This window comes from Pseudomonas sp. F3-2, assembly GCF_038804275.1.
Lineage (GTDB): Bacteria > Pseudomonadota > Gammaproteobacteria > Pseudomonadales > Pseudomonadaceae > Aquipseudomonas.
On sequence record NZ_CP152388.1, the window covers coordinates 33753 to 54414 of the forward strand.

The 20662-nt window shown below is 59.6% G+C and carries 24 protein-coding genes; 13 read left to right on the top strand and 11 right to left on the bottom strand.

Translation table 11 applies throughout. From position 1 onward, the window contains the following. Positions 1-79: 79 nt before the first annotated feature. Positions 80-586, bottom strand: coding sequence for a peptide deformylase (gene def / locus AAGQ88_RS00150; RefSeq protein WP_093466565.1), 507 nt, complete (start codon positions 584-586; stop codon positions 80-82). Positions 587-728: 142 nt separating this feature from the next. On the opposite strand from def, the gene AAGQ88_RS00155 reads away from it, so the two are divergent. The 3 genes from AAGQ88_RS00155 (at position 729) to AAGQ88_RS00165 (ending at position 3603) form a co-directional block, all read left to right on the top strand. Next, complete coding sequence (locus AAGQ88_RS00155; protein WP_342654103.1) at positions 729-1754, top strand: LysM domain-containing protein; 1026 nt, start codon at positions 729-731, stop codon at positions 1752-1754. Between the two features lie 124 nt (positions 1755-1878). Further along, positions 1879-3006 (top strand): DNA-processing protein DprA, encoded by a 1128-nt coding sequence (gene dprA / locus AAGQ88_RS00160; RefSeq protein ID WP_285422779.1) that lies wholly within the window; start codon positions 1879-1881, stop codon positions 3004-3006. A 39-nt stretch (positions 3007-3045) separates the two neighbouring features. Continuing rightward, complete coding sequence (locus AAGQ88_RS00165; RefSeq protein WP_093466571.1) at positions 3046-3603, top strand: L-threonylcarbamoyladenylate synthase; 558 nt, start codon at positions 3046-3048, stop codon at positions 3601-3603. Positions 3604-3729: 126 nt separating this feature from the next. On the opposite strand, the gene AAGQ88_RS00170 is transcribed toward AAGQ88_RS00165, so the two are convergent. Next, a complete protein-coding gene (locus AAGQ88_RS00170; RefSeq protein WP_285422778.1) occupies positions 3730-4707 on the bottom strand; it encodes an NADPH:quinone reductase in 978 nt (325 codons plus the stop codon). A 209-nt stretch (positions 4708-4916) separates the two neighbouring features. Here AAGQ88_RS00170 and hemF point away from each other — a divergent pair, with 209 nt between their 5' ends. Then, positions 4917-5843: an oxygen-dependent coproporphyrinogen oxidase gene (hemF, locus tag AAGQ88_RS00175; RefSeq protein ID WP_342654104.1), complete on the top strand. Its 927-nt coding sequence runs from the start codon at positions 4917-4919 to the stop codon at positions 5841-5843. An 88-nt stretch (positions 5844-5931) separates the two neighbouring features. Beyond that, positions 5932-6756 (top strand): shikimate dehydrogenase, encoded by an 825-nt coding sequence (gene aroE / locus AAGQ88_RS00180; protein WP_342654105.1) that lies wholly within the window; start codon positions 5932-5934, stop codon positions 6754-6756. 142 nt (positions 6757-6898) lie between these two features. Here aroE and choX read toward each other — a convergent pair whose 3' ends face one another. Continuing rightward, positions 6899-7825 (bottom strand): choline ABC transporter substrate-binding protein, encoded by a 927-nt coding sequence (gene choX / locus AAGQ88_RS00185; RefSeq protein WP_342654106.1) that lies wholly within the window; start codon positions 7823-7825, stop codon positions 6899-6901. A gap of 38 nt (positions 7826-7863) precedes the next feature. Then, entirely contained in the window at positions 7864-9369 is a 1506-nt protein-coding gene (betC, locus tag AAGQ88_RS00190; RefSeq protein ID WP_285422774.1) for a choline-sulfatase, read from the bottom strand. A gap of 114 nt (positions 9370-9483) precedes the next feature. On the opposite strand from betC, the gene AAGQ88_RS00195 reads away from it, so the two are divergent. Beyond that, on the top strand, positions 9484-10434 hold the full coding sequence (locus tag AAGQ88_RS00195; RefSeq protein ID WP_342654107.1) for a LysR family transcriptional regulator: 951 nt from the start codon (positions 9484-9486) through the stop codon (positions 10432-10434). Between the two features lie 45 nt (positions 10435-10479). Here the strand turns inward: AAGQ88_RS00195 and AAGQ88_RS00200 are convergent, their stop codons facing one another. After that, positions 10480-11148, bottom strand: coding sequence for an NAD(P)H-binding protein (locus tag AAGQ88_RS00200; RefSeq protein ID WP_342654108.1), 669 nt, complete (start codon positions 11146-11148; stop codon positions 10480-10482). A gap of 87 nt (positions 11149-11235) precedes the next feature. Between AAGQ88_RS00200 and AAGQ88_RS00205 the strand changes: the two genes are divergently transcribed. Next, entirely contained in the window at positions 11236-11568 is a 333-nt protein-coding gene (locus AAGQ88_RS00205; protein WP_342654109.1) for a DOPA 4,5-dioxygenase family protein, read from the top strand. Between the two features lie 167 nt (positions 11569-11735). On the opposite strand, the gene AAGQ88_RS00210 is transcribed toward AAGQ88_RS00205, so the two are convergent. The 3 genes from AAGQ88_RS00210 to trpB all read right to left on the bottom strand — a co-directional run bounded on the left by AAGQ88_RS00210 (position 11736) and on the right by trpB (position 14397). Beyond that, the gene (locus AAGQ88_RS00210) at positions 11736-12224 is read right to left on the bottom strand and encodes an anti-virulence regulator CigR family protein (protein WP_342654110.1); all 489 of its coding nucleotides are present in this window, start codon (positions 12222-12224) and stop codon (positions 11736-11738) included. Positions 12225-12349: 125 nt separating this feature from the next. Further along, positions 12350-13162, bottom strand: coding sequence for a tryptophan synthase subunit alpha (gene trpA, locus AAGQ88_RS00215; RefSeq protein ID WP_342654111.1), 813 nt, complete (start codon positions 13160-13162; stop codon positions 12350-12352). Then, a complete protein-coding gene (gene trpB / locus AAGQ88_RS00220) occupies positions 13162-14397 on the bottom strand; it encodes a tryptophan synthase subunit beta (RefSeq protein ID WP_342654112.1) in 1236 nt (411 codons plus the stop codon). The genes trpA and trpB overlap by 1 nt, the downstream gene beginning before the upstream one ends. Positions 14398-14518: 121 nt before the next feature. Here trpB and AAGQ88_RS00225 point away from each other — a divergent pair, with 121 nt between their 5' ends. Continuing rightward, on the top strand, positions 14519-15418 hold the full coding sequence (locus AAGQ88_RS00225; protein ID WP_342654113.1) for a LysR family transcriptional regulator: 900 nt from the start codon (positions 14519-14521) through the stop codon (positions 15416-15418). On the opposite strand, the gene AAGQ88_RS00230 is transcribed toward AAGQ88_RS00225, so the two are convergent. Next, entirely contained in the window at positions 15419-15745 is a 327-nt protein-coding gene (locus tag AAGQ88_RS00230; RefSeq protein ID WP_166593894.1) for a DUF883 family protein, read from the bottom strand. It abuts the gene before it with no gap. Positions 15746-15925: 180 nt separating this feature from the next. Here AAGQ88_RS00230 and AAGQ88_RS00235 point away from each other — a divergent pair, with 180 nt between their 5' ends. Continuing rightward, on the top strand, positions 15926-16141 hold the full coding sequence (locus AAGQ88_RS00235) for a dodecin (RefSeq protein ID WP_093466597.1): 216 nt from the start codon (positions 15926-15928) through the stop codon (positions 16139-16141). Positions 16142-16301: 160 nt separating this feature from the next. Then, the gene (locus AAGQ88_RS00240; RefSeq protein WP_285422767.1) at positions 16302-16526 is read left to right on the top strand and encodes a DUF1161 domain-containing protein; all 225 of its coding nucleotides are present in this window, start codon (positions 16302-16304) and stop codon (positions 16524-16526) included. Between the two features lie 142 nt (positions 16527-16668). On the opposite strand, the gene AAGQ88_RS00245 is transcribed toward AAGQ88_RS00240, so the two are convergent. Continuing rightward, positions 16669-17670, bottom strand: a complete 1002-nt coding sequence (locus AAGQ88_RS00245; protein ID WP_285422766.1) for an LLM class flavin-dependent oxidoreductase — start codon at positions 17668-17670, stop codon at positions 16669-16671. A 287-nt stretch (positions 17671-17957) separates the two neighbouring features. Here AAGQ88_RS00245 and AAGQ88_RS00250 point away from each other — a divergent pair, with 287 nt between their 5' ends. Together AAGQ88_RS00250 and AAGQ88_RS00255 are read left to right on the top strand one after the other, a co-directional pair. Further along, positions 17958-18389: an OsmC family protein gene (locus AAGQ88_RS00250; RefSeq protein ID WP_285422765.1), complete on the top strand. Its 432-nt coding sequence runs from the start codon at positions 17958-17960 to the stop codon at positions 18387-18389. 129 nt (positions 18390-18518) lie between these two features. Next, the gene (locus tag AAGQ88_RS00255) at positions 18519-18752 is read left to right on the top strand and encodes a DUF1161 domain-containing protein (RefSeq protein WP_285422764.1); all 234 of its coding nucleotides are present in this window, start codon (positions 18519-18521) and stop codon (positions 18750-18752) included. Positions 18753-19004: 252 nt separating this feature from the next. Here the strand turns inward: AAGQ88_RS00255 and AAGQ88_RS00260 are convergent, their stop codons facing one another. Next, positions 19005-19421, bottom strand: coding sequence for a hypothetical protein (locus AAGQ88_RS00260; RefSeq protein ID WP_342654114.1), 417 nt, complete (start codon positions 19419-19421; stop codon positions 19005-19007). Between the two features lie 106 nt (positions 19422-19527). On the opposite strand from AAGQ88_RS00260, the gene AAGQ88_RS00265 reads away from it, so the two are divergent. Next, a complete protein-coding gene (locus tag AAGQ88_RS00265; RefSeq protein WP_342654115.1) occupies positions 19528-20595 on the top strand; it encodes an aminopeptidase in 1068 nt (355 codons plus the stop codon). The last annotated feature ends 67 nt before the right edge of the window (positions 20596-20662 follow it).

Sequence of the window (20662 nt, forward strand, 5' to 3'; positions counted from 1 at the left end):
TGTCAGTCGACGAAGGTGTCACGGACATGTCGCGATCGCGGGTCAGCGCGCTCCTGCACGGTAATGAGAAATGGCCGGATCAGGCGTTCTGCTTGTGCTGTTTTTCCAGCTTCTTCTTGATCCGGTCACGCTTCAGGTTCGACAGATAGTCGACGAACAGCTTGCCATTCAGGTGATCGCACTCGTGCTGGATGCACACCGCGAGCAAGCCTTCGGCGATCAGTTCGTAAGGTTGACCCTCACGGTCCAGCGCCTTGACCTTGACCTTCTGCGGACGGTCGACGTTTTCATAGAACCCGGGAACCGACAGGCAGCCTTCCTGATACTGATCCATCTCGTCAGTCAGTGGCTCGAGTTCAGGGTTGATGAAGACCCGGGGCTCGCTGCGGTCTTCGGAGAGATCCATGACCACGACACGCTTGTGTACGTTAACCTGCGTCGCCGCCAGGCCGATGCCAGGCGCTTCGTACATGGTTTCAAACATGTCGTCGACCAACTGGCGAATGCCGTCGTCCACAGCGGCCACCGGCTTGGCGATGGTGCGCAGGCGCGAATCGGGAAATTCGAGAATGTTTAAAATGGCCATATACGTTTGAGCTGCACTTGTAGGGTAAAGTCAAAATCGGCTGCTAGGCTAGGGACGTCACGAGCGGGCAGCCCTTGTAAAACCGAAGTCTCGCAAGACTCTATGTTTCACGCGAAGCCAATATGATAAAGGGATTCACCGCATGAGGAAATCACTACTCGCCCTGCTGCTGTTGGCCGCGACAGGCTTTGCCCAGGCGCAAGTACAACTCAGGGAAGGTCATCCACAGAGTTACACCGTTGTCGCCGGTGACACACTCTGGGACATTTCCGGCAAATTTCTCAGCCAGCCCTGGAAATGGCCGCAGATCTGGCGCGCCAATCCTCAGGTCCATGACCCGGATCTGATCTACCCCGGCGACACCCTGAATCTGATTTACGTCGACGGTCAGCCGAGAATTGTCGTGAACCGCGGCGAATCCCGCGGCACCATCAAATTGTCACCGCGTGTGCGCAGCACGCCGATTGCCGAAGCGATCCCCACCATTCCTCTGGGCGCAATCAACGCGTTTCTGCTCAATAACCGGATCGTGGACACGCCCGAGCAATTCGACACCGCGCCATACATTGTCGCCGGCAACGGCGAGCGAGTGCTGAGCGGCGCCGGTGACCGGATCTATGCGCGCGGGTATTTCGAACCGGGCCATGTGTCCTACGGGATTTTCCGCAAAGGCAAGAGCTATGTGGATCCGGACACCGGCACGTTGCTGGGCATCAATGCCGATGACATCGGCAGCGGCGACGTGATTGCCAGCGAAGGCGATGTCGCGACGTTGCAAATGCAGCGCTCGACTCAGGAAGTGCGCCTGGGTGACCGGCTGTTCGTCAGCGAAGAGCGCGGCATCAATTCGACGTTTGTCCCCAGCGAGCCTCGGCAGCCGGTGAACGGCATGATCATCGACGTCCCGCGGGGCGTGACGCAGATCGGTGAGTTTGACGTGGTCACCCTTGACCGTGGCCGCCTGGACGGCCTTGAAGAAGGCAATGTCCTGGCAATCCTCAAGACCGGCGAGACCGTTCGCGATCGCATCACCGGTGAGCCGGTGAAAATCCCGGATGAGCGTTCAGGCTTGCTGATGGTGTTCCGCACCTACGACAGGCTCAGCTATGCAATGGTGCTGCATGCGTCCAGATCTTTGGCGGTGATGGATAAAGTCAGCAATCCGTAATGCTATGTATCAGCTGTAAAACACTTTTCTCCACCGGCATGCTTCACTTATCAAATTGTTGTCAACAGAGTTATCCACAGGTTGGCCCGCTCGATTGAGCGGGCCGCTGATCAAGGAAGATCTCATGCCGCTGTTCGAAAAAGCCGGTCAGTCCCCTGCCGAGCTGGAAGCGCGTTTGCGACTCCATCGCTTGCCGGAGATCGGCCCCAAACGTTTCCAGTCCCTCATCCAGGCATTCGGCAGTGCGTCTGCCGCATTGAGCGCGCCGGCTTCCGCGTGGCGATCTTTGCGTCTTCCCGCAGCCAGCGCCGAGGCCCGACGCAGCCCCGAAGTACGCGACGGCGCCAGCGCCGCATTGGCCTGGTTAGAGCGGCCGGGCCAGCATTTGCTGATGTGGGACGACCCCGACTACCCCGCCCTGCTCGCAGAAATTGCGGATCCGCCGCCCTTGTTGTTTGTCGCCGGAAATCGATCACTGCTTGATCGTCCCCAGCTCGGAATGGTGGGAAGTCGGCGTGCTTCACGTCCGGGACTCGATACCGCTGCCGCGTTCGCCCGGAGTCTGGCGGGCGCCGGATTTGTCATCACCAGCGGGTTGGCTTTGGGCATCGACGGTGCCGCTCACCAAGGAGCACTCGACGTCAATGGGGCCACGATCGGCGTTCTCGGGACGGGCATCGAAAAACTTTATCCACAGCGCCATCGTCAACTTGCAGCGGCGATGCTGGCGCAAGGTGGCGCGGTGATTTCCGAGCTGCCGCTGGATGCCGGTCCCCATGCGAGCAACTTTCCCCGACGCAATCGGATCATCAGCGGACTTTCCCTCGGCGTTCTGGTCGTTGAGGCGAGCGTTGCCAGTGGATCCCTGATCACGGCGCGACTTGCCGCCGAGCAAGGACGTGAGGTGTATGCGATTCCTGGGTCGATTCATCATCCCGGCGCTCGGGGATGTCATCAGTTGATTCGCGAAGGCGCCGTGCTGGTGGAGACGATCGATCACATCCTCGAGGCCTTGCAAGGCTGGAAGAACATCGGTCCCTCAGATGCCACATCGCCGCAGCCGACGCAAAAAACCAGGTCTGCGCCGTCGCATCCTTTGCTGGCGTTGTTGCACGCTGCACCGCAGACGGGCGAGGCGCTGGCGATCAACAGCGGCTGGCCACTGCCAAAGGTGCTGGCCGCGCTGACGGAACTTGAACTGGACAGCAGCGTGTCGTGTGAAGCGGGACGATGGTTTGCCCGGGCGCGCTGAGGTTAAACTGCCGGCCAGCGTTATTTCGGAGAGTGAACGATGGTCAGCAGTTGGCGAGTGCAACAAGCCGCACGAGAAGTTCGGGCCGGGGCGGTCATTGCCTATCCAACCGAAGCGGTCTGGGGGCTGGGGTGCGATCCTTGGGACGCCGAGGCGGTTTATCGTCTGCTGGCGATCAAGGCGCGTCCTGTGGATAAGGGGCTCATCCTCATTGCTGACAACATTCGCCAGTTCGACTTTCTGTTCGAAGATTTCCCCGAGCTGTGGATCGACCGGATGGCCAGTACGTGGCCCGGCCCAAACACCTGGCTGGTCCCGCATCAGGGTCTTCTGCCCGAATGGATCACCGGCAAACACGACACCGTCGCGCTGCGTGTGAGCGATCATCCGCAGGTGCGCGAGCTGTGCGCGTTGACCGGCCCTCTGGTTTCCACCTCGGCCAACCCTGCCGGCCGACCCGCCGCGCGTTCACGCCTTCGCGTCGAGCAGTACTTTCATCAGCAGGTGGACATGGTGCTCGGCGGCGCGCTCGGTGGGCGTCGCAACCCCAGCGTGATCCGAGATCTGGTGACGGCTGAGGTTGTGCGGGCGGGGTGAGATGACGGTTTGACCCTTATCCGTTTGCAGGCGAGCTTGTTCGCGAGTGTCGAGGCACAGACTGACACTTTGTGTCGGATGTACCGGCGTTCTCGCGAGCAAGCCCGCTTCATACGGGAACGAGCTTCAAGGCACCAGAATGATCGAACCCGTCGTGCGACGTCCCGCCAGTTCGGTATGCGCTTGAGCCGCATCTTTCAGATCGAATCTACGGATGTCATCGACTTTGACCTTGCCGCTCGACACCATGCCGAACACCTCGTCGGCCATGGCCTGCAGGGTTTCCGGGCTGTTGGCGTAAGAGCCCAGTGTGGGACGCGTCACGTAGAGCGAGCCTTTCTGCGCCAGAATGCCCAGATTCACGCCAGACACGGCACCCGATGCGTTGCCGAAGCTGACCAGCAGGCCGCGCAGTTCCAGACAGTTCAGTGACGTTTCCCAAGTGTCTTTACCGACGCCGTCGTACACCACCGGCACTTTTTTACCGTCGGTCAGTTCCAGTACGCGGCTGACGACGTCTTCCTTGCTGTAGTCGATCACTTCCCATGCCCCAAGCGCCTTGGCGTGCGCGGCCTTTTCCGGCGAGCTGACCGTGCCGATCAGCTTGACGCCCGCAGCATTGGCCCATTGGCAGGCAATGGAGCCCACGCCACCGGCGGCGGCATGGAAAAGGATGGTTTCTTCAGGACGAATTTCGTAGGTCTGGCGAAAAAGATATTGCACCGTGAGACCTTTGAGCATGACCGCCGCGCCCTGCTCGAAACTGATTTCGTCAGGCAGCAGCGCAAGGTTCGCCGCCGGTATCAGGTGAAGCTCCGCATAACTGCCCAGCGGCCCGGTGCCGTATACCACGCGGTCGCCGACCTTGACGTGGGTGACGTCGCTGCCGACAGCCTCGACCACGCCTGCACCCTCATTGCCCAGCGCTGAAGGAAAAGCTGGCGCCGGATACAAGCCGCTGCGGAAGTAGGTTTCGATGAAGTTGACGCCAATCGCTTTGTTGCGCACGAGCACTTCGTTGGGCCCCGGCGCGGCCGGTTCGAAATCGACGTACTCAAGAACTTCAGGGCCGCCGTAGCTGCGGAACTGGATACGCTTTGCCATTTGCTTTCTCCGTCATGGATCGAAACAAGAAAATGCGAAAGGGCTCTATCGGACTCCTTCGCTTGATGTTCGTCAACTGCGGCACCCGGCTAGCCAGTGATAGACTACGCGCCAATTTTCGCAGTCGCGTTTTGTTCAGCGGCCGCTTCTTGCAACCCAGCAACGAACGCGGCCCGCTCAAAACCCCGTTTCACCTTCAAGGTACTGCCATGTCCTTTCGCACCGATGCTGTCAAAGCCTACCTGCTCAATCTGCAAGACCGGATCTGCGCCGCTCTGGAACACGAAGACGGCAGCGGCCGTTTTGTGGAAGACGCCTGGGAGCGTCCTGCAGGTGGCGGTGGCCGCACGCGCGTGATCGAAAACGGCAACGTCATCGAGAAAGGCGGAGTCAATTTCTCCCATGTGTTCGGGGCTGGTCTGCCTCCCTCGGCCAGCGCGCACCGTCCCGAGCTTGCCGGACGTGGCTTCGAAGCCCTTGGCGTTTCACTGGTCATGCATCCGCACAACCCACATGTTCCGACCTCCCACGCCAACGTGCGTTTCTTCATCGCTGAAAAAGAAGGTGAAGAGCCGGTCTGGTGGTTCGGCGGTGGCTTCGACCTCACGCCCTACTACGGCGTCGAAGAAGACTGCGTGCATTGGCACCGGATCGCGGAGCAGGCGTGTGCGCCGTTCGGTGCCGACGTTTACCCGCGCTACAAAGCCTGGTGCGACCGTTATTTCCACATCAAGCATCGCAATGAGCCGCGCGGAATCGGCGGTCTGTTTTTCGACGATTTGAACGAGTGGGACTTCGACACCAGCTTTGCGTTTCTGCGGGCAATCGGCGATGCCTTCGTGGAGGCTTACCTGCCCATCGTGCAGCGCCGCAAAGGGACGCCTTACACGCCGCAGCAGAGGGAGTTTCAGGAATTCCGTCGTGGCCGGTACGTGGAATTCAATCTGGTCTACGACCGCGGCACGTTGTTCGGCCTACAGTCGGGCGGCCGCACCGAGTCGATCCTGATGTCGCTACCGCCTCACGTTCGTTGGGGCTACGACTGGAAAGCAGCGCCGAACAGCGAGGAAGCGCGCCTGACCGAGTACTTCCTGCAGGACCGCGACTGGCTGGGCCTGCTGCCGCCGTCGGCTTGAAAATCATCGCCCTGTTCGCGAGCTGGTTCGCGAGCAGGGCTGCACAGACCACCGATCTCTGGAGGCTGACTCCAGTTCTGGAATACGCATGGACCACTACGTCGTCTTCGGCAACCCGATCGCGCACAGCAAGTCGCCGCTGATTCATCGCCTGTTTGCCGAGCAGACCGGTCAGGCACTGGATTACCAGACAGCCCTGGCTCCGCTTGAGGGCTTCACCGAGCTCGCCAGACAGTTTTTCGCCACGGGGAGTGGCGCCAACGTCACCGTGCCGTTCAAGGAGGAAGCCTATCGTTTGGCGGACCAACTGACCGAGCGCGGCCGTCGCGCCGGTGCGGTAAATACCCTGGCAAGACAGGCGGATGGCAGTTTGTTGGGTGATAACACCGACGGCGCAGGGCTTGTGCGTGACTTGAAGGTCAACCATGGCTTGACACTCCAGGACAAGCGCGTGCTGCTGCTGGGGGCTGGTGGGGCTGTACGTGGGGCGCTGGAACCGCTGCTGGCCGAAGGGCCTTATGTGCTTGTCGTCGCGAATCGCACGGTTGAAAAAGCTGAGCAGCTGGCGCAGGAATTTGCCGAGCTCGGGCCGGTACTGCCCGCAGGTTACGACTGGCTCGAAGAGCCGGTGGACATCATCATCAACGCAACGTCCGCCAGTCTTTCGGGGGCGGTGCCACCGATCGCGCCGAGCCTGATTCAGCCAGGCCAAACCTTTTGCTACGACATGATGTACGCCAAGGAGCCGACCGCGTTCTGCCGCTGGGCGACCGAGCACGGCGCCGGACGAGCGGTAGATGGCTTGGGAATGCTGGTGGAACAGGCTGCCGAAGCGTTTTTCCTGTGGCGCGGCGTGCGCCCGGAATCGGCCCCGGTGCTGGCCGAGTTGCGGCGCTTGATGGCCGAGGCCTGATCAGCATCGCGAATTCGTTCGCGATTGGTCGGCACATCCGCCAGGGATCGGTATTTGTGCCCTACCGATTCGCGATTGAATTCGTTCTCATGTATCGATCAGCAACCTTGAGATCGAATCGATCTCAAGGTCCGGAGAACGCTTAAAGCTTGGCCTTGACCGCTGCCAGTGCATCTTTGTCGTCGATGGTTTTTACGCCGCTCAACCACTTCTCAAGCACGGCCGGGTTTGCCTTGATCCAGGCCTTCACGGCTTCGGTATTGCTGATCTTGTTGTCCACCACGTTTTTCATGATGGTGTTTTCCATATCCTGCGTGAACGTCAGATTGGAGAACAGCTTGGCGACGTTCGGGCAGGCTTCGGCGTAGCCCTTGCGGGTCACGGTGTAGACGCTGCCGGTGTCACCGAAGTATTTCTCGCCGCCCTTGAGGTAGTGCATGCCCTTGATCTGGACGTTCATCGGATGCGGTGTCCAGCCCAGGAAAACCACGAACTCCTTCTTCTTCACGTTGCGCTGCACTTCGGCCAGCATCGCCTGCTCGCTGGATTCCACCAGCTTCCAGTCGCCCAGCTCGAACTCGTTCTTCTTGATGATTTCCTGAATCGATGCGTTGGCCGGAGCCCCCGAACCGATGCCGTAGATCTTCTTGTGGAACTTGTCAGCGAATTTGTTCAGGTCGGCAAAGTCATGCACGCCGGCGTCGTAGACATAGTCCGGCACGGCCAGCGTGAATTCGGTGCCTTCCAGGTTTTTGGCGTACTGGGTGACATCGCCCGTGGCGATGAACTTGTCGTAGAAACCCTGCTGCGCGGGCATCCAGTTGCCCAGGAACACGTCCATCTGCCCGTCTTTGAGACCACCATAGGCAATCGGTACTGCCAGCGTATCCACCTTGGTCTTGTAACCCATGCCATCGAGCAGGAAACCTGCCGTGGCATTGGTCGCGGCGATGTCGCTCCAACCCGGATCGGCCATCTTCACCGTGCTGCAACTTGCGTCAGCGGCGTATGCAACGACGCTGCTCAAGCTCATGACCCCAACCGCCAGCGTAGCGAACAACTTATTCATGGTGTGCCCCTTTTTGGTTTTCTAGGTGTTGGCAGGGTTCAAGGTTGTGGATAACGGGCCTTGCGCTCCAGATCGTCTAGATCGATATGGTTGCGCATGTATTGCTGACTGGCGTCTACCAGCGGCTGGTGATCCCAACTCTTCAGCTTGCCGAGGGCCAGCGATTGCGCGACGAAACGCCGGCGACGCTGGCTGGCGAGCACCTGATGGTGTATCGCCGGAATGTCCCACTTGGCCTTTGCTTCGGCCAGGAACGCGTTGAACAGGTCGCGATGAGCCTCTGAATGGCTCAGTTCTTCCTGTTCCTTCGGATCGTTGTACACGTCATACAGCAGACATGGGTCCTGTTCCGAATAAATGAATTTGTAAGCCCCGCGACGAATCATCATCAGCGGGCTGTGGGTGCCTTCGGCCATGTACTCACCGAACACCTCGTCGTGGCCCTGCGCGCCCTGCAGATGCGGCAGCAGCGAGCGCCCGTCCAGCGGCAGACCGGCATCGAGTTCACCTTCGGCCAATGCAACGAACGTCGGCAACAGGTCAGCAGTGGACACGGCGGCTTTCACCCGCCCGGCCTTGAACTGACCCGGAGCGTACACCAGCAATGGTACGCGAGCCGACATCTCGAACCAGTGCATTTTGTACCAGAGACCGCGCTCCCCAAGCATATCGCCATGATCGCCCGAGAACACGATGATGGTGTCGTCGGCAAGGCCGGTGTCTTCGAGCGTCTTCAGCAGCTTGCCGATGTTGTCATCGATATAGCTGCACGCGCCGAAATAGGCACGGCGCGCATCGCGGATCTTGTTCTCCGGCAGCGGCTTGTCCCACAGGTCATAGACCTTGAGCAGGCGCTGGGAGTGCGGGTCTTGATCTGCCTGCGCGGGCGCCGCCGATGGCAGCGGGATGTCGTCGTCGCTGTACAGATTCCAGTATTCCTTGGGAATCGTGTAAGGGTCGTGCGGGTGGGTCATCGACACGGTCAGGCAGAACGGCTGGTCGCCGTCTTCGCGCACGTGGTCGAACAGGTATTGCTGGGCCTTGAACACCACTTCTTCATCGAAATCCAGCTGATTGGTGCGCACGCACGGGCCAGCCTGCAGCACCGATGACATGTTGTGATACCAGCTTGGACGTACGTCCGGCTCATCCCAGTTCACCGCCCAACCATAGTCGGCCGGGTAGATATCGCTGGTCAGGCGCTCTTCATAACCGTGCAATTGATCGGGACCGCAGAAATGCATCTTGCCCGACAGCGCCGTCCGGTAGCCCATGCGGCGCAGATAGTGCGCGTAGGTCGGGATGTCGCCAGGAAATTCGGCGGCGTTGTCGTAAGCGCCTATTTTGCTCGGAAGCTGGCCGCTGACGAGGGTAAAGCGCGAAGGTGCGCACAACGGGCTGTTGCAATAAGCGGCGTCAAACACCACGCCGTCAGCGGCGAGGCGACTCAGATTCGGCATCTTGATCGGAGATGAGGCATAAATCGGCAACATCGGCGCGGCCATTTGATCGGCCATGATGAAAAGAATGTTCTTGCGCTTCATGTCTTCGCGGCATTCCATAGTGAATATTTATGCGAAATTGCTGTTCCAGAGAATGGGACCCATGGGATCAGCGGTAAAGCCCATGAAACATAATGCCTAGGATAAGCCACCCTTATGTTTGAAGCGTTTGGTGATATGTCCCTCGATCTGCTTCGCGGCTTCGAAGCTGCCGCGCGATTGCGCAGCTTTACAGCCGCAGCCATCGAGCTTGGGACCACCCAGCCGGCGATCAGCCAGCAAATCAAAAGGTTAGAAGAGCAACTCGCCACGCGCCTGTTTGACCGGATCTATCGTGGGATAGAGCTCACGGACGCCGGGCAGATTCTCTTCAACCACGTGCAGGCCGGGCTGCAATCGATGGACGCAGGTCTGAACGCAATCACCGAGCAGCATCAGCATGAGGTTCTGCAAGTGGCGACGGATTTCGCCTTCGCCGCCTATTGGCTGATGCCTAGATTGCACCGTTTCCACAAGGAAAACCCCGACGTCGACGTCAGCCTTGTGACCAGCGAACGCAGCCACAGCATGCTGCGTGCTGACATCGACGTGGCGGTGCTGTTTGGCGACGGGCGCTTTAAACAGGGCGAAAGTCATTGGCTATTCAGCGAGGAGGTCTTTCCGGTCTGCAGCCCGAAACTGCTGACGGACCGCACCCTGCCCTTGCCTGTCGAGGTGCTGAAGGAGTTTGCGCTCCTGCACCTGCGTGGCGAAGGTGGCAACCACTGGTTTGACTGGGGAGGCGTGTTCCGCGCGCTGAACATCGCGCAGATGCCCGCGCCGGGGCAACTGCGTTTCGACAATTACACGCTGCTGATCCAGGCGGCGATTGGTGGCCAGGGCGTGGCGATCGGCTGGCGGCATCTAGTGGATGACCTGCTAGAACAAGGCTTGCTGTGCCGCCCTATCGACGCCACGGCCATTTCTGCCTACGGCTATTACATCGTCCTCCCGCAACGCAAACGCCGGGTACAGATCGTTCAGCGGTTCGTCGACTGGTTAAAAAGCGAACAGGCTTTGAGCGGAGATTCACTGGTGGGCAAGCCGTTGCCGTCGATTGCTGTTTGATCTGCGTCAGGAATCTCAGAGGCGCCTGGCTGTTTCACCAAGCGGTCAAACCACAAAATTCACATACTGACGAACATGCAGATTGAGCTGCAGTTCATCTGCAATGCCGGCTGCCACTCGCGACAACACTTCCAGCGGGATGGCCAGACCCGGTTCGACCGTGCCTCCGGTCTGGCTGAAATGTTCGATGCTCAGGCCCGCGACGCCTTGGGGTGCGCTGACCAGCGTCCATTGCGCCCCGCTTTTTTGCAGCGAGTCGACGATCAGGGCTGAGGCCTGGGACTGGTCAAGGTTCGGGTTCTGATGATCCGGTAGCGTCTGGTCGAGCATCAGCTGGATATCGGCTACCAGAATTAGGCGCTGGATTTGCACATGTTGCAGGCAGGCCAGGACCGTCTGCGTGGCGATGAGTTGTTCGACAGGGCTCAGGTCTTTTTGAGCGTGGTCATGTTCGGGGCCGACGGGAAGCACCTTGGCGTCGAGCAGGACGATGAGTGCGGAGCATCCGGCGATGCTTTCACACACTCGATCGGCGCTGAACAGGTTACCCACCTTGGTGCGCAGCCCTGGTCGTGGTGCCAGAGAGTTGAGATCGTCGACGACGGCGATGACCTCATGCTGACGCCTCAGCAGTTCGGCCATCAACGCACTGCCAAAGCTGCTGATAGCGCCAAACAGCGCGACTTTCATCACCGGCGTTTCTGCATTCTTCATGGCAATTGATCCGGGTCTGTGGATAACTCTAGTCTTTCATTGAGACTAGCAGCCTCAGGGCTGTTCCATGCCAGGGGAGGACCGGCCATGTCACCTGTCGAGGGCTATCACGCCCACGTTTATTTTGATGCCCAGACCCTCGAGCGAGCGCGAGCGTTGTGCGAAAGCGTCGCTGTCAGATTCGGGATTCGCATGGGACGGGTTCACGAGCGGCCGGTCGGCCCACACCCCGACTGGAGCTGCCAGCTGGCGTTCGATCATGCGCAGTTTGCCGATGTGATGCTGTATCTGGCGCTGAACCGTCAACGCCTGGTGATCTTCACCCATCCGGTGACCGGCAATGACCTCGCCGATCACACCGAGCATGCGATCTGGATGGGCGGGGTGCGGGAGTTGAATGTGGGGATGTTCAAGAAGTAGCGGCAATGGCGCTACCTTTGCGGGGTTAAGCTCACGCAGAGTCGAGTACCCCGCCAAAGTTGCATCGACTGAAACTCAGTCTTCGCGAGCGAGCGCGCTCCTACACAGTTATGCGGCGCCAACAGATGAATCGACGCCACATATCCTGTGGGTGTGTTGCGTCGGGATCAGTTCAAGACACCTTCCAGAATCTCGTACACGATCCCGCTGCCAATGGCGACCAGCACGATATCGGGGCCCAGGCGGCGCCATTCGTAGCCGTCGTATCGCGGCAGGTATTGCAGCGAGCGCTGATCCAGACGACGGCCGTAGCCGCGTGGCAGCGGATGGCCTTTCACGATATGGACGTTCGGCGGCAGCGGCTGGCCGCGACCGATCACCTCACGATGCTCCTGAATGGTACGGCGCACGTCGCCGAAATCTTCCGGTGGGCGCCCGCCGCCGTGATTCTCCACATGCTGGTCGTTGCGATGATCATTGCCGTGCCCGTTACCGCGATTGTCTTGTGGACCACCTTGCGGACCGCGGTCCTGATGCTGGCCCGGGCCATTGTCTTCATGGCCGCCACGTTGATCCGGTGGCGCCGCCTGCACCAGCGCGCTGGCGCTGAGCATCAGTACGCCCAATCCGGCGATCAAACGATTCGAGACTTTCATGTACCGCGCTCCTGAACGATGTCGAGTCAGCAAAAAGGGGTTCAGAACCCGGTTCTGAACCCCTTTGCTGTACGGCTTAGTCCGCTGATGAAGGTCGAGATTCCTCTGTATCAGGAACTTTACCTTCAGGATACGCGGGCTTGACGTACGCCCTGCGACAGTTGCGAGCAGAGCTCGAGCACGCCGCTGACTGCCTGATCTGGCGACTCGGCTTTGGCGATCTGATCGATCAATGCCGAGCCCACCACCACGCCGTCGGCAATGCGCGCGATGGCCGCAGCCTGTTCGGGCGTGCGGATACCGAAACCGACACTGATCGGCAGGTCGGAATGACGACGCAGACGTGCGACGGCTTCTTTGACGTGATCGACCGTGGCTGAGCCAGCGCCGGTGACACCGGCGACCGATACGTAGTAAACGAAGCCGGAACTGCCGTTCAGCACCGTCGGCAATCGAACATCATCGGTGGTCGGCGTGGTCAGGCGGATGAAGTCAAGACCTGCATCCTGCGCAGGGTCGCACAGCTCATTGTTGTGCTCGGGCGGCAGGTCCACGACGATCAGGCCGTCGACGCCGGACTCATGCGCCTCGGCAATGAAACGCTCGACGCCATAGTTGTGAATCGGGTTGTAGTAACCCATCAGCACCAATGGCGTGCTGCTGTCTTCTGCGCGGAACTCACGGACCATTTGCAGGGTTTTCGCCAAGTTCTGCCGGGCGTCCAGCGCGCGGATGTTGGCAAGCTGAATCGCCGGGCCGTCGGCCATCGGATCGGTGAACGGCATGCCCAGCTCGATGACGTCCGCACCGGCTTTGGGCAAACCCTTGAGGATTGCCAGCGATGTGCCATACGCCGGGTCGCCTGCGGTGATGAATGTCACCAGGGCGGCACGGTCTTGTTCTTTCAGCTCGGCAAAACGGGTTTGCAGGCGGCTCATCAGTGTTTCTCCTTCTGGGACAGATCCAGATGGTGCATGACGGTTTGCATGTCCTTATCGCCTCGACCCGAGAGGTTGACCACCATCAGGTGATCCTTGGGCAGCGATGGCGCGCGCTTGAAGACTTCGGCCAGAGCATGGGCACTCTCGAGCGCCGGGATGATGCCTTCCAGACGGCAGCATTGATGGAATGCGGCCAACGCTTCATCGTCGGTGACGGAGGTGTATTCAACGCGGCCGATATCGTGCAACCAGGCGTGTTCCGGCCCGATGCCCGGGTAATCCAGACCGGCTGAGATGGAGTGGGCGTCGATGATCTGGCCATCGTCGTCCTGCAGCAGGAACGTGCGGTTGCCGTGCAGAACGCCTGGCACACCGCCGTTGAGACTGGCAGCGTGCTTGCCGCTCTCGATGCCGTGACCCGCCGCTTCGACACCGATGATGCGAACCGTGGTGTCATCCAGAAACGGGTGGAACAGGCCCATCGCGTTGGAACCGCCGCCGATGCAGGCGATCAGGCTGTCTGGCAGACGGCCTTCCTGTTCCTGCAGTTGCACGCGGGTTTCCTTGCCGATCACAGCCTGGAAGTCGCGAACCATTGCCGGGTAGGGGTGCGGGCCGGCAACGGTACCGATCAGATAGAACGTGCTGTCGACGTTCGTTACCCAGTCACGCAGGGCTTCGTTCATTGCGTCTTTCAGCGTGCCGGTGCCTGCAACGACAGGGATCACAGTTGCGCCGAGCAGTTTCATGCGGAACACGTTCGCCTGCTGACGCTCGATGTCAGTGGTGCCCATGTAGATCACGCATTCCAGGCCGAAACGTGCTGCAACTGTGGCCGTTGCCACGCCATGCATGCCTGCGCCGGTCTCGGCGATGATGCGTCTTTTGCCCATGCGTCGCGCCAGCAGGATCTGGCCGATGCAGTTGTTGATCTTGTGCGCGCCGGTGTGGTTCAGCTCTTCGCGCTTGAGGTAAATCTTGGCGCCGCCGCAGTGTTCGGTCAGGCGCTCGGCGAAGTAAAGCGGGCTCGGACGGCCCACATAATCCCGCTGGAAATAGGCCAGCTCCTTCAGAAACGCCGGGTCTTCTTTCGCGGCCTCGTACTCGCGGTTCAGATCGAGGATCAAGGGCATCAGGGTTTCGGCAACGTAGCGCCCGCCGAACGCGCCAAACATGCCGCGAGCGTCGGGGCCGTTGCGATATTGAGTATTGCCGTCGTGAGTCTGGGTCATGGTGGACCTCCGGAGGACAAATAGGGTGAGCCGTTGAGGCAGTGATCACACTTTAACCAGCGCCAAGGCTGATGAAAACCGATAAGATCGACACGTCCTGTCAGGAAAACTCACAGAAATCATGAGCCGCGACCTGCCTCCTCTCAATGCTTTGCGGGCTTTCGAAGCCACTGCGCGTTTGAATAGCGTCAGTCAGGCTGCCGAGCAGCTTCACGTCACTCATGGGGCCGTGAGCCGACAGTTGAAAGTGCTGGAAGAACACCTTGGCGTGGCGCTGTTCACTAAAGACGGTCGTGGCTTGAAACTCACAGATGCCGGCACTCGATTGCGCGACGCCAGCAGCGAGGCTTTCGACCGGCTGCGCAGCGTCTGCGTTGAAATAAGCCGCGGCAACGCGGACGCCCCGTTTGTGCTCGGCTGCTCCGGCAGTCTCTTGGCGCGGTGGTTTATCCCGCGACTGGGCCGGTTGAACGCGGATTTGCCCAACCTGCGACTGCACCTGTCTGCTGGAGAAGGCGACCTGGATCCTCGGCGACCGGGCCTGGACGCATTGCTGATATTCGCCGAGCCGCCATGGCCTGCGGACATGCAGGTATACGAATTGGCGAGCGAGCGTATCGGTCCGGTATTGAGCCCCAGGTTTTCCCGCTTCGACGCGTTGCAGGCATCTCCTGCCCGCGCGCTGCTCGACGAGCCGCTGTTGCAGACGACATCGCGATTGCAGGCCTGGCCCAGCTGGGCGTTGAGCAACGGTATCGATCCCGACGCCCTGCATTTCGGCCAGGGTTTCGAGCATCTGTACTACTTGCTGGAAGCGGCCGTGGCTGGCCTGGGAATAGCAATCGCGCCGGAACCGCTGGTGGCTGACGATCTGAAGGCAGGACGCCTCGCTGCGCCATGGGGTTTCAGCGAAACCCCGGCGCAACTGGCGCTATGGGTGCCCAAGCGCGCTGTGGACGGGCGCGCGCAGCAGCTTGCTCAGTGGCTCAAACAGGAGCTTGAACAATCGGGACGGGTGTAATCAGTTGCCGCGTTTGCACAACAGATAAGCGGCCAGCAGACCGACCGCGCCAACGGCAACGCCGGCGGTAGTCCAAGGATGTTCCTGAGCGTAGTCACGGGTGGCGACGCTGGCTTCGCGGGTTTTCACCTTGGCGTCTTCGTAGACGTCGCTCAGCAGGCTGCGCGAATGGCTCAGCGCGCTTTCAGCATTGGCTTTCAGCGTTTTCAGGGTTTTGCGCGACTCGTCCGAAGCATCCGATTTCAGGCTCTCCAGCGACTTGAGCAGACTTTCGATCTCGGCTTCCATGCTTTGCAAAGACGCTTTACGGGATGACGTGAATGCCATGATTTGACTCTCCTGCAGTGATGAGTGGCGTGTGTTGTTTCCGACTACAGGGTTTTCAGAAAGTGCACTCCGGGTTTGCAAGTGCCGTTTTTTCTGAACTTTTCAGCCGGTTTTCATACCAGACGTAGGGAGCAAATTCGCTGCTACGCTCCCATTGAAGACCACTTGAGGAGAACTGCCATGACTGATCACCACACTTACAAAATTCTCGAACTGGTGGGGTCATCGACCACCAGCACCGACGATGCGATTCAAAATGCAATTGCCCAGGCGGCCAAAACCGTCAAGTTCATGGAATGGTTTGAGGTGCTCGAAACCCGAGGGCACATCCAGGACGGCAAAGTGGCGCATTTCCAGGTGACCGTCAAAGTTGGCTTCCGCATCGACAACAGCTGAAAACGCTGAACTTTTCGACTGGCCGAGTGCCACAACCTTCGCTATACATACCGCGCAATCGAGCGTTCATCGAAGCGTTCGCGGTGCAAGGTAGGTAGCCAGGCCGCTTGATGATAGCGGCCCTTTTCGCTTGAAAGCGCCTGACGAGGGAGTGTGACCCATGAAGAAGTTTCTTTTGGCGGTAGGGTTGTTGAGTATTGCGGGCACTGCCATGGCGGCCGGGAAGTCGTGCGATGACGTGAAGGCGGACATCGACGCGAAGATCAAAGCCAAAGGCGTCGCGTCTTACACCCTTGAAGCCGTTGACAAAGGCAGCTCGGCAGATGGAAAAGTCGTCGGCACCTGCGAAGGCGGCACCAAGGAAATCGTCTACAAACGCGGCTAATAAAGCCCGTTTACGCAAAATGAAAACCGACGCACGTGGCGTCGGTTTTTTTATGCTCGGACGATGAACCTGGCAGCTCGCGTGCTCCGGTCATCGTGGGCGCGAGCAAGCTCAAGCCTACCAAACGGCAGGACCATGAAATTCAGCCCCGAGCGACCTGCGCCAGGATCTCGTACGAACGCAGTCGATCAGCATGCTCGTACATGTCGCAGGTAAAAATCAGTTCGTCGGCATCAGTCTGTTCCAGCAGCACGTCGAGCTTGGCGCGGATCTTTTCCGGGCCGCCCACCATCGCCAGTCCCAGGAAATCCATCACCGCCTCGCGCTCGTGAGGCAACCACAGACCGTTCATGCTCTGCACCGGCGGCTTCTGCATCAGGCTCTGTCCGCGCATCAGGTTGAGAATGCGCTGATAGACCGAGGTCACCAGATATTCAGCCTGTTCGTCGGTGTCAGCGGCCGCGAGCGGAACGCCCAGCATCACATAAGGCTTATCGAGCACGGCGGACGGCTGGAAGTGGTTGCGGTACACGCGGATGGCCTCGTGCATGTAACGCGGTGCAAAGTGCGAGGCGAAGGCATAGGGCAATCCGCGCTGGCCAGCCAGTTGAGCGCTGAACAGACTCGAACCCAGCAGCCAGACCGGCACATTGGTGTTGGTGCCCGGCACGGCAATGACCCGCTGATGAGGCTGGCGCGGACCGAGGTAGTTCATCAGCTCGGTGACATCGTCCGGAAAGTCGTCGGCACTGCCGGAACGCTCGCGGCGCAGGGCACGAGCGGTCATCTGATCGGAACCGGGCGCCCGGCCCAGACCCAGATCGATGCGGCCGGGATAGAGACTGGCGAGCGTACCGAACTGCTCGGCAATCACCAGTGGCGCGTGGTTGGGCAGCATCACGCCGCCGGAGCCGACACGAATGGTCGAGGTGCCGCCTGCCAGATAAGCCAGCAGCACCGACGTTGCGGAGCTGGCGATGCCGTCCATGTTGTGGTGCTCAGCCACCCAGAATCGGTTGTAACCCCACTTCTCCACGTGTTGCGCGAGATCCAGCGAGTTGCGCAGAGAGACTGCCGGGCCTGTGTCTTCGCGAACGGGCACCAGATCCAGGGTGGAAATCTTCACATCAGCTAGTCGTTTCATAGGCCGCTGTCGATCCTCTTGGGGCTTGGTCAGGCAGCCTGGATCAGCATGACGCCAGAACAGTGCCTTCGTTAAGCCTAAATATTTGCGTTAAGGTCCTAGGATAAGGCCGTAATTTGAGGTTGCAATGGGTAAAAGGAAATTTCCTACTAATTTGGTCGGAAATAGCGGCCGCCACGGGAGTAAAAAAGCACACAAGTCATAACCGTTGAACTAACTCGCGCCTACACTCCTCAGACCTTTGGTCCGCGTGCGAGCGAAATCGCACTTTTTCATGAGGAGACACCATGAGCATCGTCAAGAAAGCATCCGCACACTGGGAAGGTGATCTGAAGTCTGGCATCGGCAGCATCTCCACTGAAACCGGCGTTCTGCGCGAAGCGCCTTATGGCTTCAAGGCCCGCTTCGAAGGCGGTAAAGGCACGAACCCGGAAGAACTGATCGGCGCAGCGCACGCTGGCTGCTTCTCGATGGCCCTGTCGATGATCCTGGGCGGCGCTAATCTGAAAGCTGACAGCATCGACACCCAGGCTGAGGTCACTCTCGCTCAGGAAGGCGAAGGCTTCTCGATCACCGCCGTACATTTGATCCTCAAGGCCAAGGTGCCTGGCGCTACTCAGGCGCAATTCGATGAATTGACCGCTAAAGCCAAAGAAGGCTGCCCGGTTTCGAAAGTGCTCAATGCCAAGATCACGCTGGACGCCACCCTGGTGAGCTGATCCGAGCAATGATTGTCCCGATGGCCCGCAAATGCGGGCCATCTTCGTTTATGGCCTTGAGAACCCGCTCAGGCCTGGACGGTCACATGAAGGGCCGATGCGTATTGCTCGGCGTCGGAGGACACGAACATGAAACGTATCGCCCTAACCCTGATTCTGGGTGCATTGAGCAGCAGCCTGTGGGCCGCCCCCAAACCTTGTGAAGAGCTCAAAGCCGAAATCGAGGCCAAGATCCAGGCGCAGAATGTCAGCTCCTACACACTGGAAATCGTCAGCAACGAAGAAGTGCAGGACCAGAACATGGTCGTGGGCACCTGCGAAAACGGCACCAGGAAGATCATCTATCAGAAGAATGACCGGTGAGTGAGTACCGGACGCGTTCCCCATGCGCATGAGCCAACTGTCTAAAACGCCGCGTTGATCAACGCGTCACACCCGACGCCTTCCCGGTTGAAGCCAGTCCCACGAAAAGCTCGCAGCGTCTGTAGGAGCGGCTTCCGCCGGGAACAGGGCGGTGCATGCTGTGGAGATGCAATGGTTGGAAATGAGGCTTCGCGAGCACGCTCGCTGCCTCAGATCATCGCCCCGCAGACTGCGGTGGCGTGACGACAAGCCTCAGGGAATACAAAAAATCTCACCCTCTTCCGCCAGCACCTTGCGCTGTTCGTCACGCAATTGGGCGTCGATGCTATTGGCGATGTGGCGAACATCCAGACGGTATCGGTGGCCGGCTTCGAAGTGATCGTAATTGATCGTGACGTAGCAGGTCAGTTCGTTGTAGATGTCCATCGACAGCCCCATTCCGCCGGGCGCGTATTCATAGTCGTAGCGCACTTCCAGCTTGTGCTTGCCTGGCGTGACCTGAAAATAACGCCCGTCTTCGGTGCGCTTGCCGTCCAGTTTGTCGGCCATCAGCGTCTTGCCGGTGAACGTGTGCAGATCGACCCACGCCTGCTGCGGATCAACTGCAGGCAAGGGGCCTGCGCAACCGGCCAGCAGACTCAGGACGATGAACGACAAGGGCAAGCGCATGACTGACTCCGCAGTGGGCAGATGATAATGGTGGTTGCGTCAAAGGCCGGCTGTCCGGCATAACGCTGTTTTCTTCGATCTTCGACTTGGACGCCAAGGGCGCTGCATGAATCGATCTGAAACCCCGAAGCTCCAGCGTGCCCTGCCGATGCTGGCGATTTTACTCCTCAGCGGCTGCTCCAGTCTTTCCTATTACTCGCAATTGGCCAGCGGCCAGATGGCCTTGCTCAGAGCACGTCAGCCGGTGACGCAGGTCATCGCTGATCCTGACAGCGACCCGACACTGCGCGACCATTTGCTCAAGTCGCAACAGGCGCGGGCATTTGCCAGCGAGCATCTGCATTTGCCCGACAACAAAAGCTATCGCCTGTACGCGGACATCCATCGCCCCTATGTGGTGTGGAATGTCTTCGCCACGGGCGAGTTTTCACTGGACCCGGTCACACATTGCTTCCCGATTGCCGGGTGCGTCGCCTATCGCGGCTACTACACCCAAGGCGCGGCGCGCGGCGAGGCGGCGCTGCAAAAAGTCGACGGCAAAGATGTCTACGTCAGCGGCGTCGAGGCGTACTCCACCCTTGGCTGGTTCGACGACCCGATCATCAGTTCGATGATGAGCTGGGGCGACGAGCGCCTGGCCACGCTGATATTCCATGAACTGGCGCATCAACGTTTTTACGTGAAGGACGACAGTGAGTTCAATGAGTCCTACGCTACCTTCGTGGAGCAGGAAGGAACCCGGCAATGGCGGACGGCGCGCGGATTGCCCGCAGAGGGTGTCACGTCAGAGACCCGGCGACGCGATCAGCTGACCGCGCTCGTTCTGGCGACCCGAGATCGTCTGAAAGCCCTGTACGCCGAGCCTTTGAGCGCAGAGGTCATGCGCCAGCGCAAGGCGGCGGAATTCGAGCGGCTGCGTCAGGAGTATCGGCGAATGCGTGACAGCCAGTGGAGTGGCGACAAGCGCTTTGACAGTTGGGTCTACGCACCAATGAACAACGCACGTTTGCTGCCCATCGGTCTGTACGACCAGTGGGTTCCGTCGTTTGAAGCGTTGTTCAGACAGGTGAATGGAGACTGGACGATGTTTTACGCCGCCGTCGAAAAGCTGGGTGCGTTGCCCAAGGAAGCGCGCAAGGCGGCGTTGCTGCGATTGGCGAAGCCAGCAGGCTGACGTGATCAACGGTAGGCGCGCGCTTGCTCTGGGCTGAATCCTCACAAACGGAATACCTTTCCGGGCA

Excerpts from the sequence above, each read along its gene's own strand:
- def (WP_093466565.1), bottom strand. The coding sequence starts at position 586 with ATGGCCATTTTAAACATTCTCGAATTTCCCGATTCGCGCCTGCGCACC.
- AAGQ88_RS00155 (WP_342654103.1), top strand. The coding sequence starts at position 729 with ATGAGGAAATCACTACTCGCCCTGCTGCTGTTGGCCGCGACAGGCTTT.
- dprA (WP_285422779.1), top strand. The coding sequence starts at position 1,879 with ATGCCGCTGTTCGAAAAAGCCGGTCAGTCCCCTGCCGAGCTGGAAGCG.
- AAGQ88_RS00165 (WP_093466571.1), top strand. The coding sequence starts at position 3,046 with ATGGTCAGCAGTTGGCGAGTGCAACAAGCCGCACGAGAAGTTCGGGCC.
- AAGQ88_RS00170 (WP_285422778.1), bottom strand. The coding sequence starts at position 4,707 with ATGGCAAAGCGTATCCAGTTCCGCAGCTACGGCGGCCCTGAAGTTCTT.
- hemF (WP_342654104.1), top strand. The coding sequence starts at position 4,917 with ATGTCCTTTCGCACCGATGCTGTCAAAGCCTACCTGCTCAATCTGCAA.
- aroE (WP_342654105.1), top strand. The coding sequence starts at position 5,932 with ATGGACCACTACGTCGTCTTCGGCAACCCGATCGCGCACAGCAAGTCG.
- choX (WP_342654106.1), bottom strand. The coding sequence starts at position 7,825 with ATGAATAAGTTGTTCGCTACGCTGGCGGTTGGGGTCATGAGCTTGAGC.
- betC (WP_285422774.1), bottom strand. The coding sequence starts at position 9,369 with ATGAAGCGCAAGAACATTCTTTTCATCATGGCCGATCAAATGGCCGCG.
- AAGQ88_RS00195 (WP_342654107.1), top strand. The coding sequence starts at position 9,484 with ATGTTTGAAGCGTTTGGTGATATGTCCCTCGATCTGCTTCGCGGCTTC.
- AAGQ88_RS00200 (WP_342654108.1), bottom strand. The coding sequence starts at position 11,148 with ATGAAGAATGCAGAAACGCCGGTGATGAAAGTCGCGCTGTTTGGCGCT.
- AAGQ88_RS00205 (WP_342654109.1), top strand. The coding sequence starts at position 11,236 with ATGTCACCTGTCGAGGGCTATCACGCCCACGTTTATTTTGATGCCCAG.
- AAGQ88_RS00210 (WP_342654110.1), bottom strand. The coding sequence starts at position 12,224 with ATGAAAGTCTCGAATCGTTTGATCGCCGGATTGGGCGTACTGATGCTC.
- trpA (WP_342654111.1), bottom strand. The coding sequence starts at position 13,162 with ATGAGCCGCCTGCAAACCCGTTTTGCCGAGCTGAAAGAACAAGACCGT.
- trpB (WP_342654112.1), bottom strand. The coding sequence starts at position 14,397 with ATGACCCAGACTCACGACGGCAATACTCAATATCGCAACGGCCCCGAC.
- AAGQ88_RS00225 (WP_342654113.1), top strand. The coding sequence starts at position 14,519 with ATGAGCCGCGACCTGCCTCCTCTCAATGCTTTGCGGGCTTTCGAAGCC.
- AAGQ88_RS00230 (WP_166593894.1), bottom strand. The coding sequence starts at position 15,745 with ATGGCATTCACGTCATCCCGTAAAGCGTCTTTGCAAAGCATGGAAGCC.
- AAGQ88_RS00235 (WP_093466597.1), top strand. The coding sequence starts at position 15,926 with ATGACTGATCACCACACTTACAAAATTCTCGAACTGGTGGGGTCATCG.
- AAGQ88_RS00240 (WP_285422767.1), top strand. The coding sequence starts at position 16,302 with ATGAAGAAGTTTCTTTTGGCGGTAGGGTTGTTGAGTATTGCGGGCACT.
- AAGQ88_RS00245 (WP_285422766.1), bottom strand. The coding sequence starts at position 17,670 with ATGAAACGACTAGCTGATGTGAAGATTTCCACCCTGGATCTGGTGCCC.
- AAGQ88_RS00250 (WP_285422765.1), top strand. The coding sequence starts at position 17,958 with ATGAGCATCGTCAAGAAAGCATCCGCACACTGGGAAGGTGATCTGAAG.
- AAGQ88_RS00255 (WP_285422764.1), top strand. The coding sequence starts at position 18,519 with ATGAAACGTATCGCCCTAACCCTGATTCTGGGTGCATTGAGCAGCAGC.
- AAGQ88_RS00260 (WP_342654114.1), bottom strand. The coding sequence starts at position 19,421 with ATGCGCTTGCCCTTGTCGTTCATCGTCCTGAGTCTGCTGGCCGGTTGC.
- AAGQ88_RS00265 (WP_342654115.1), top strand. The coding sequence starts at position 19,528 with ATGAATCGATCTGAAACCCCGAAGCTCCAGCGTGCCCTGCCGATGCTG.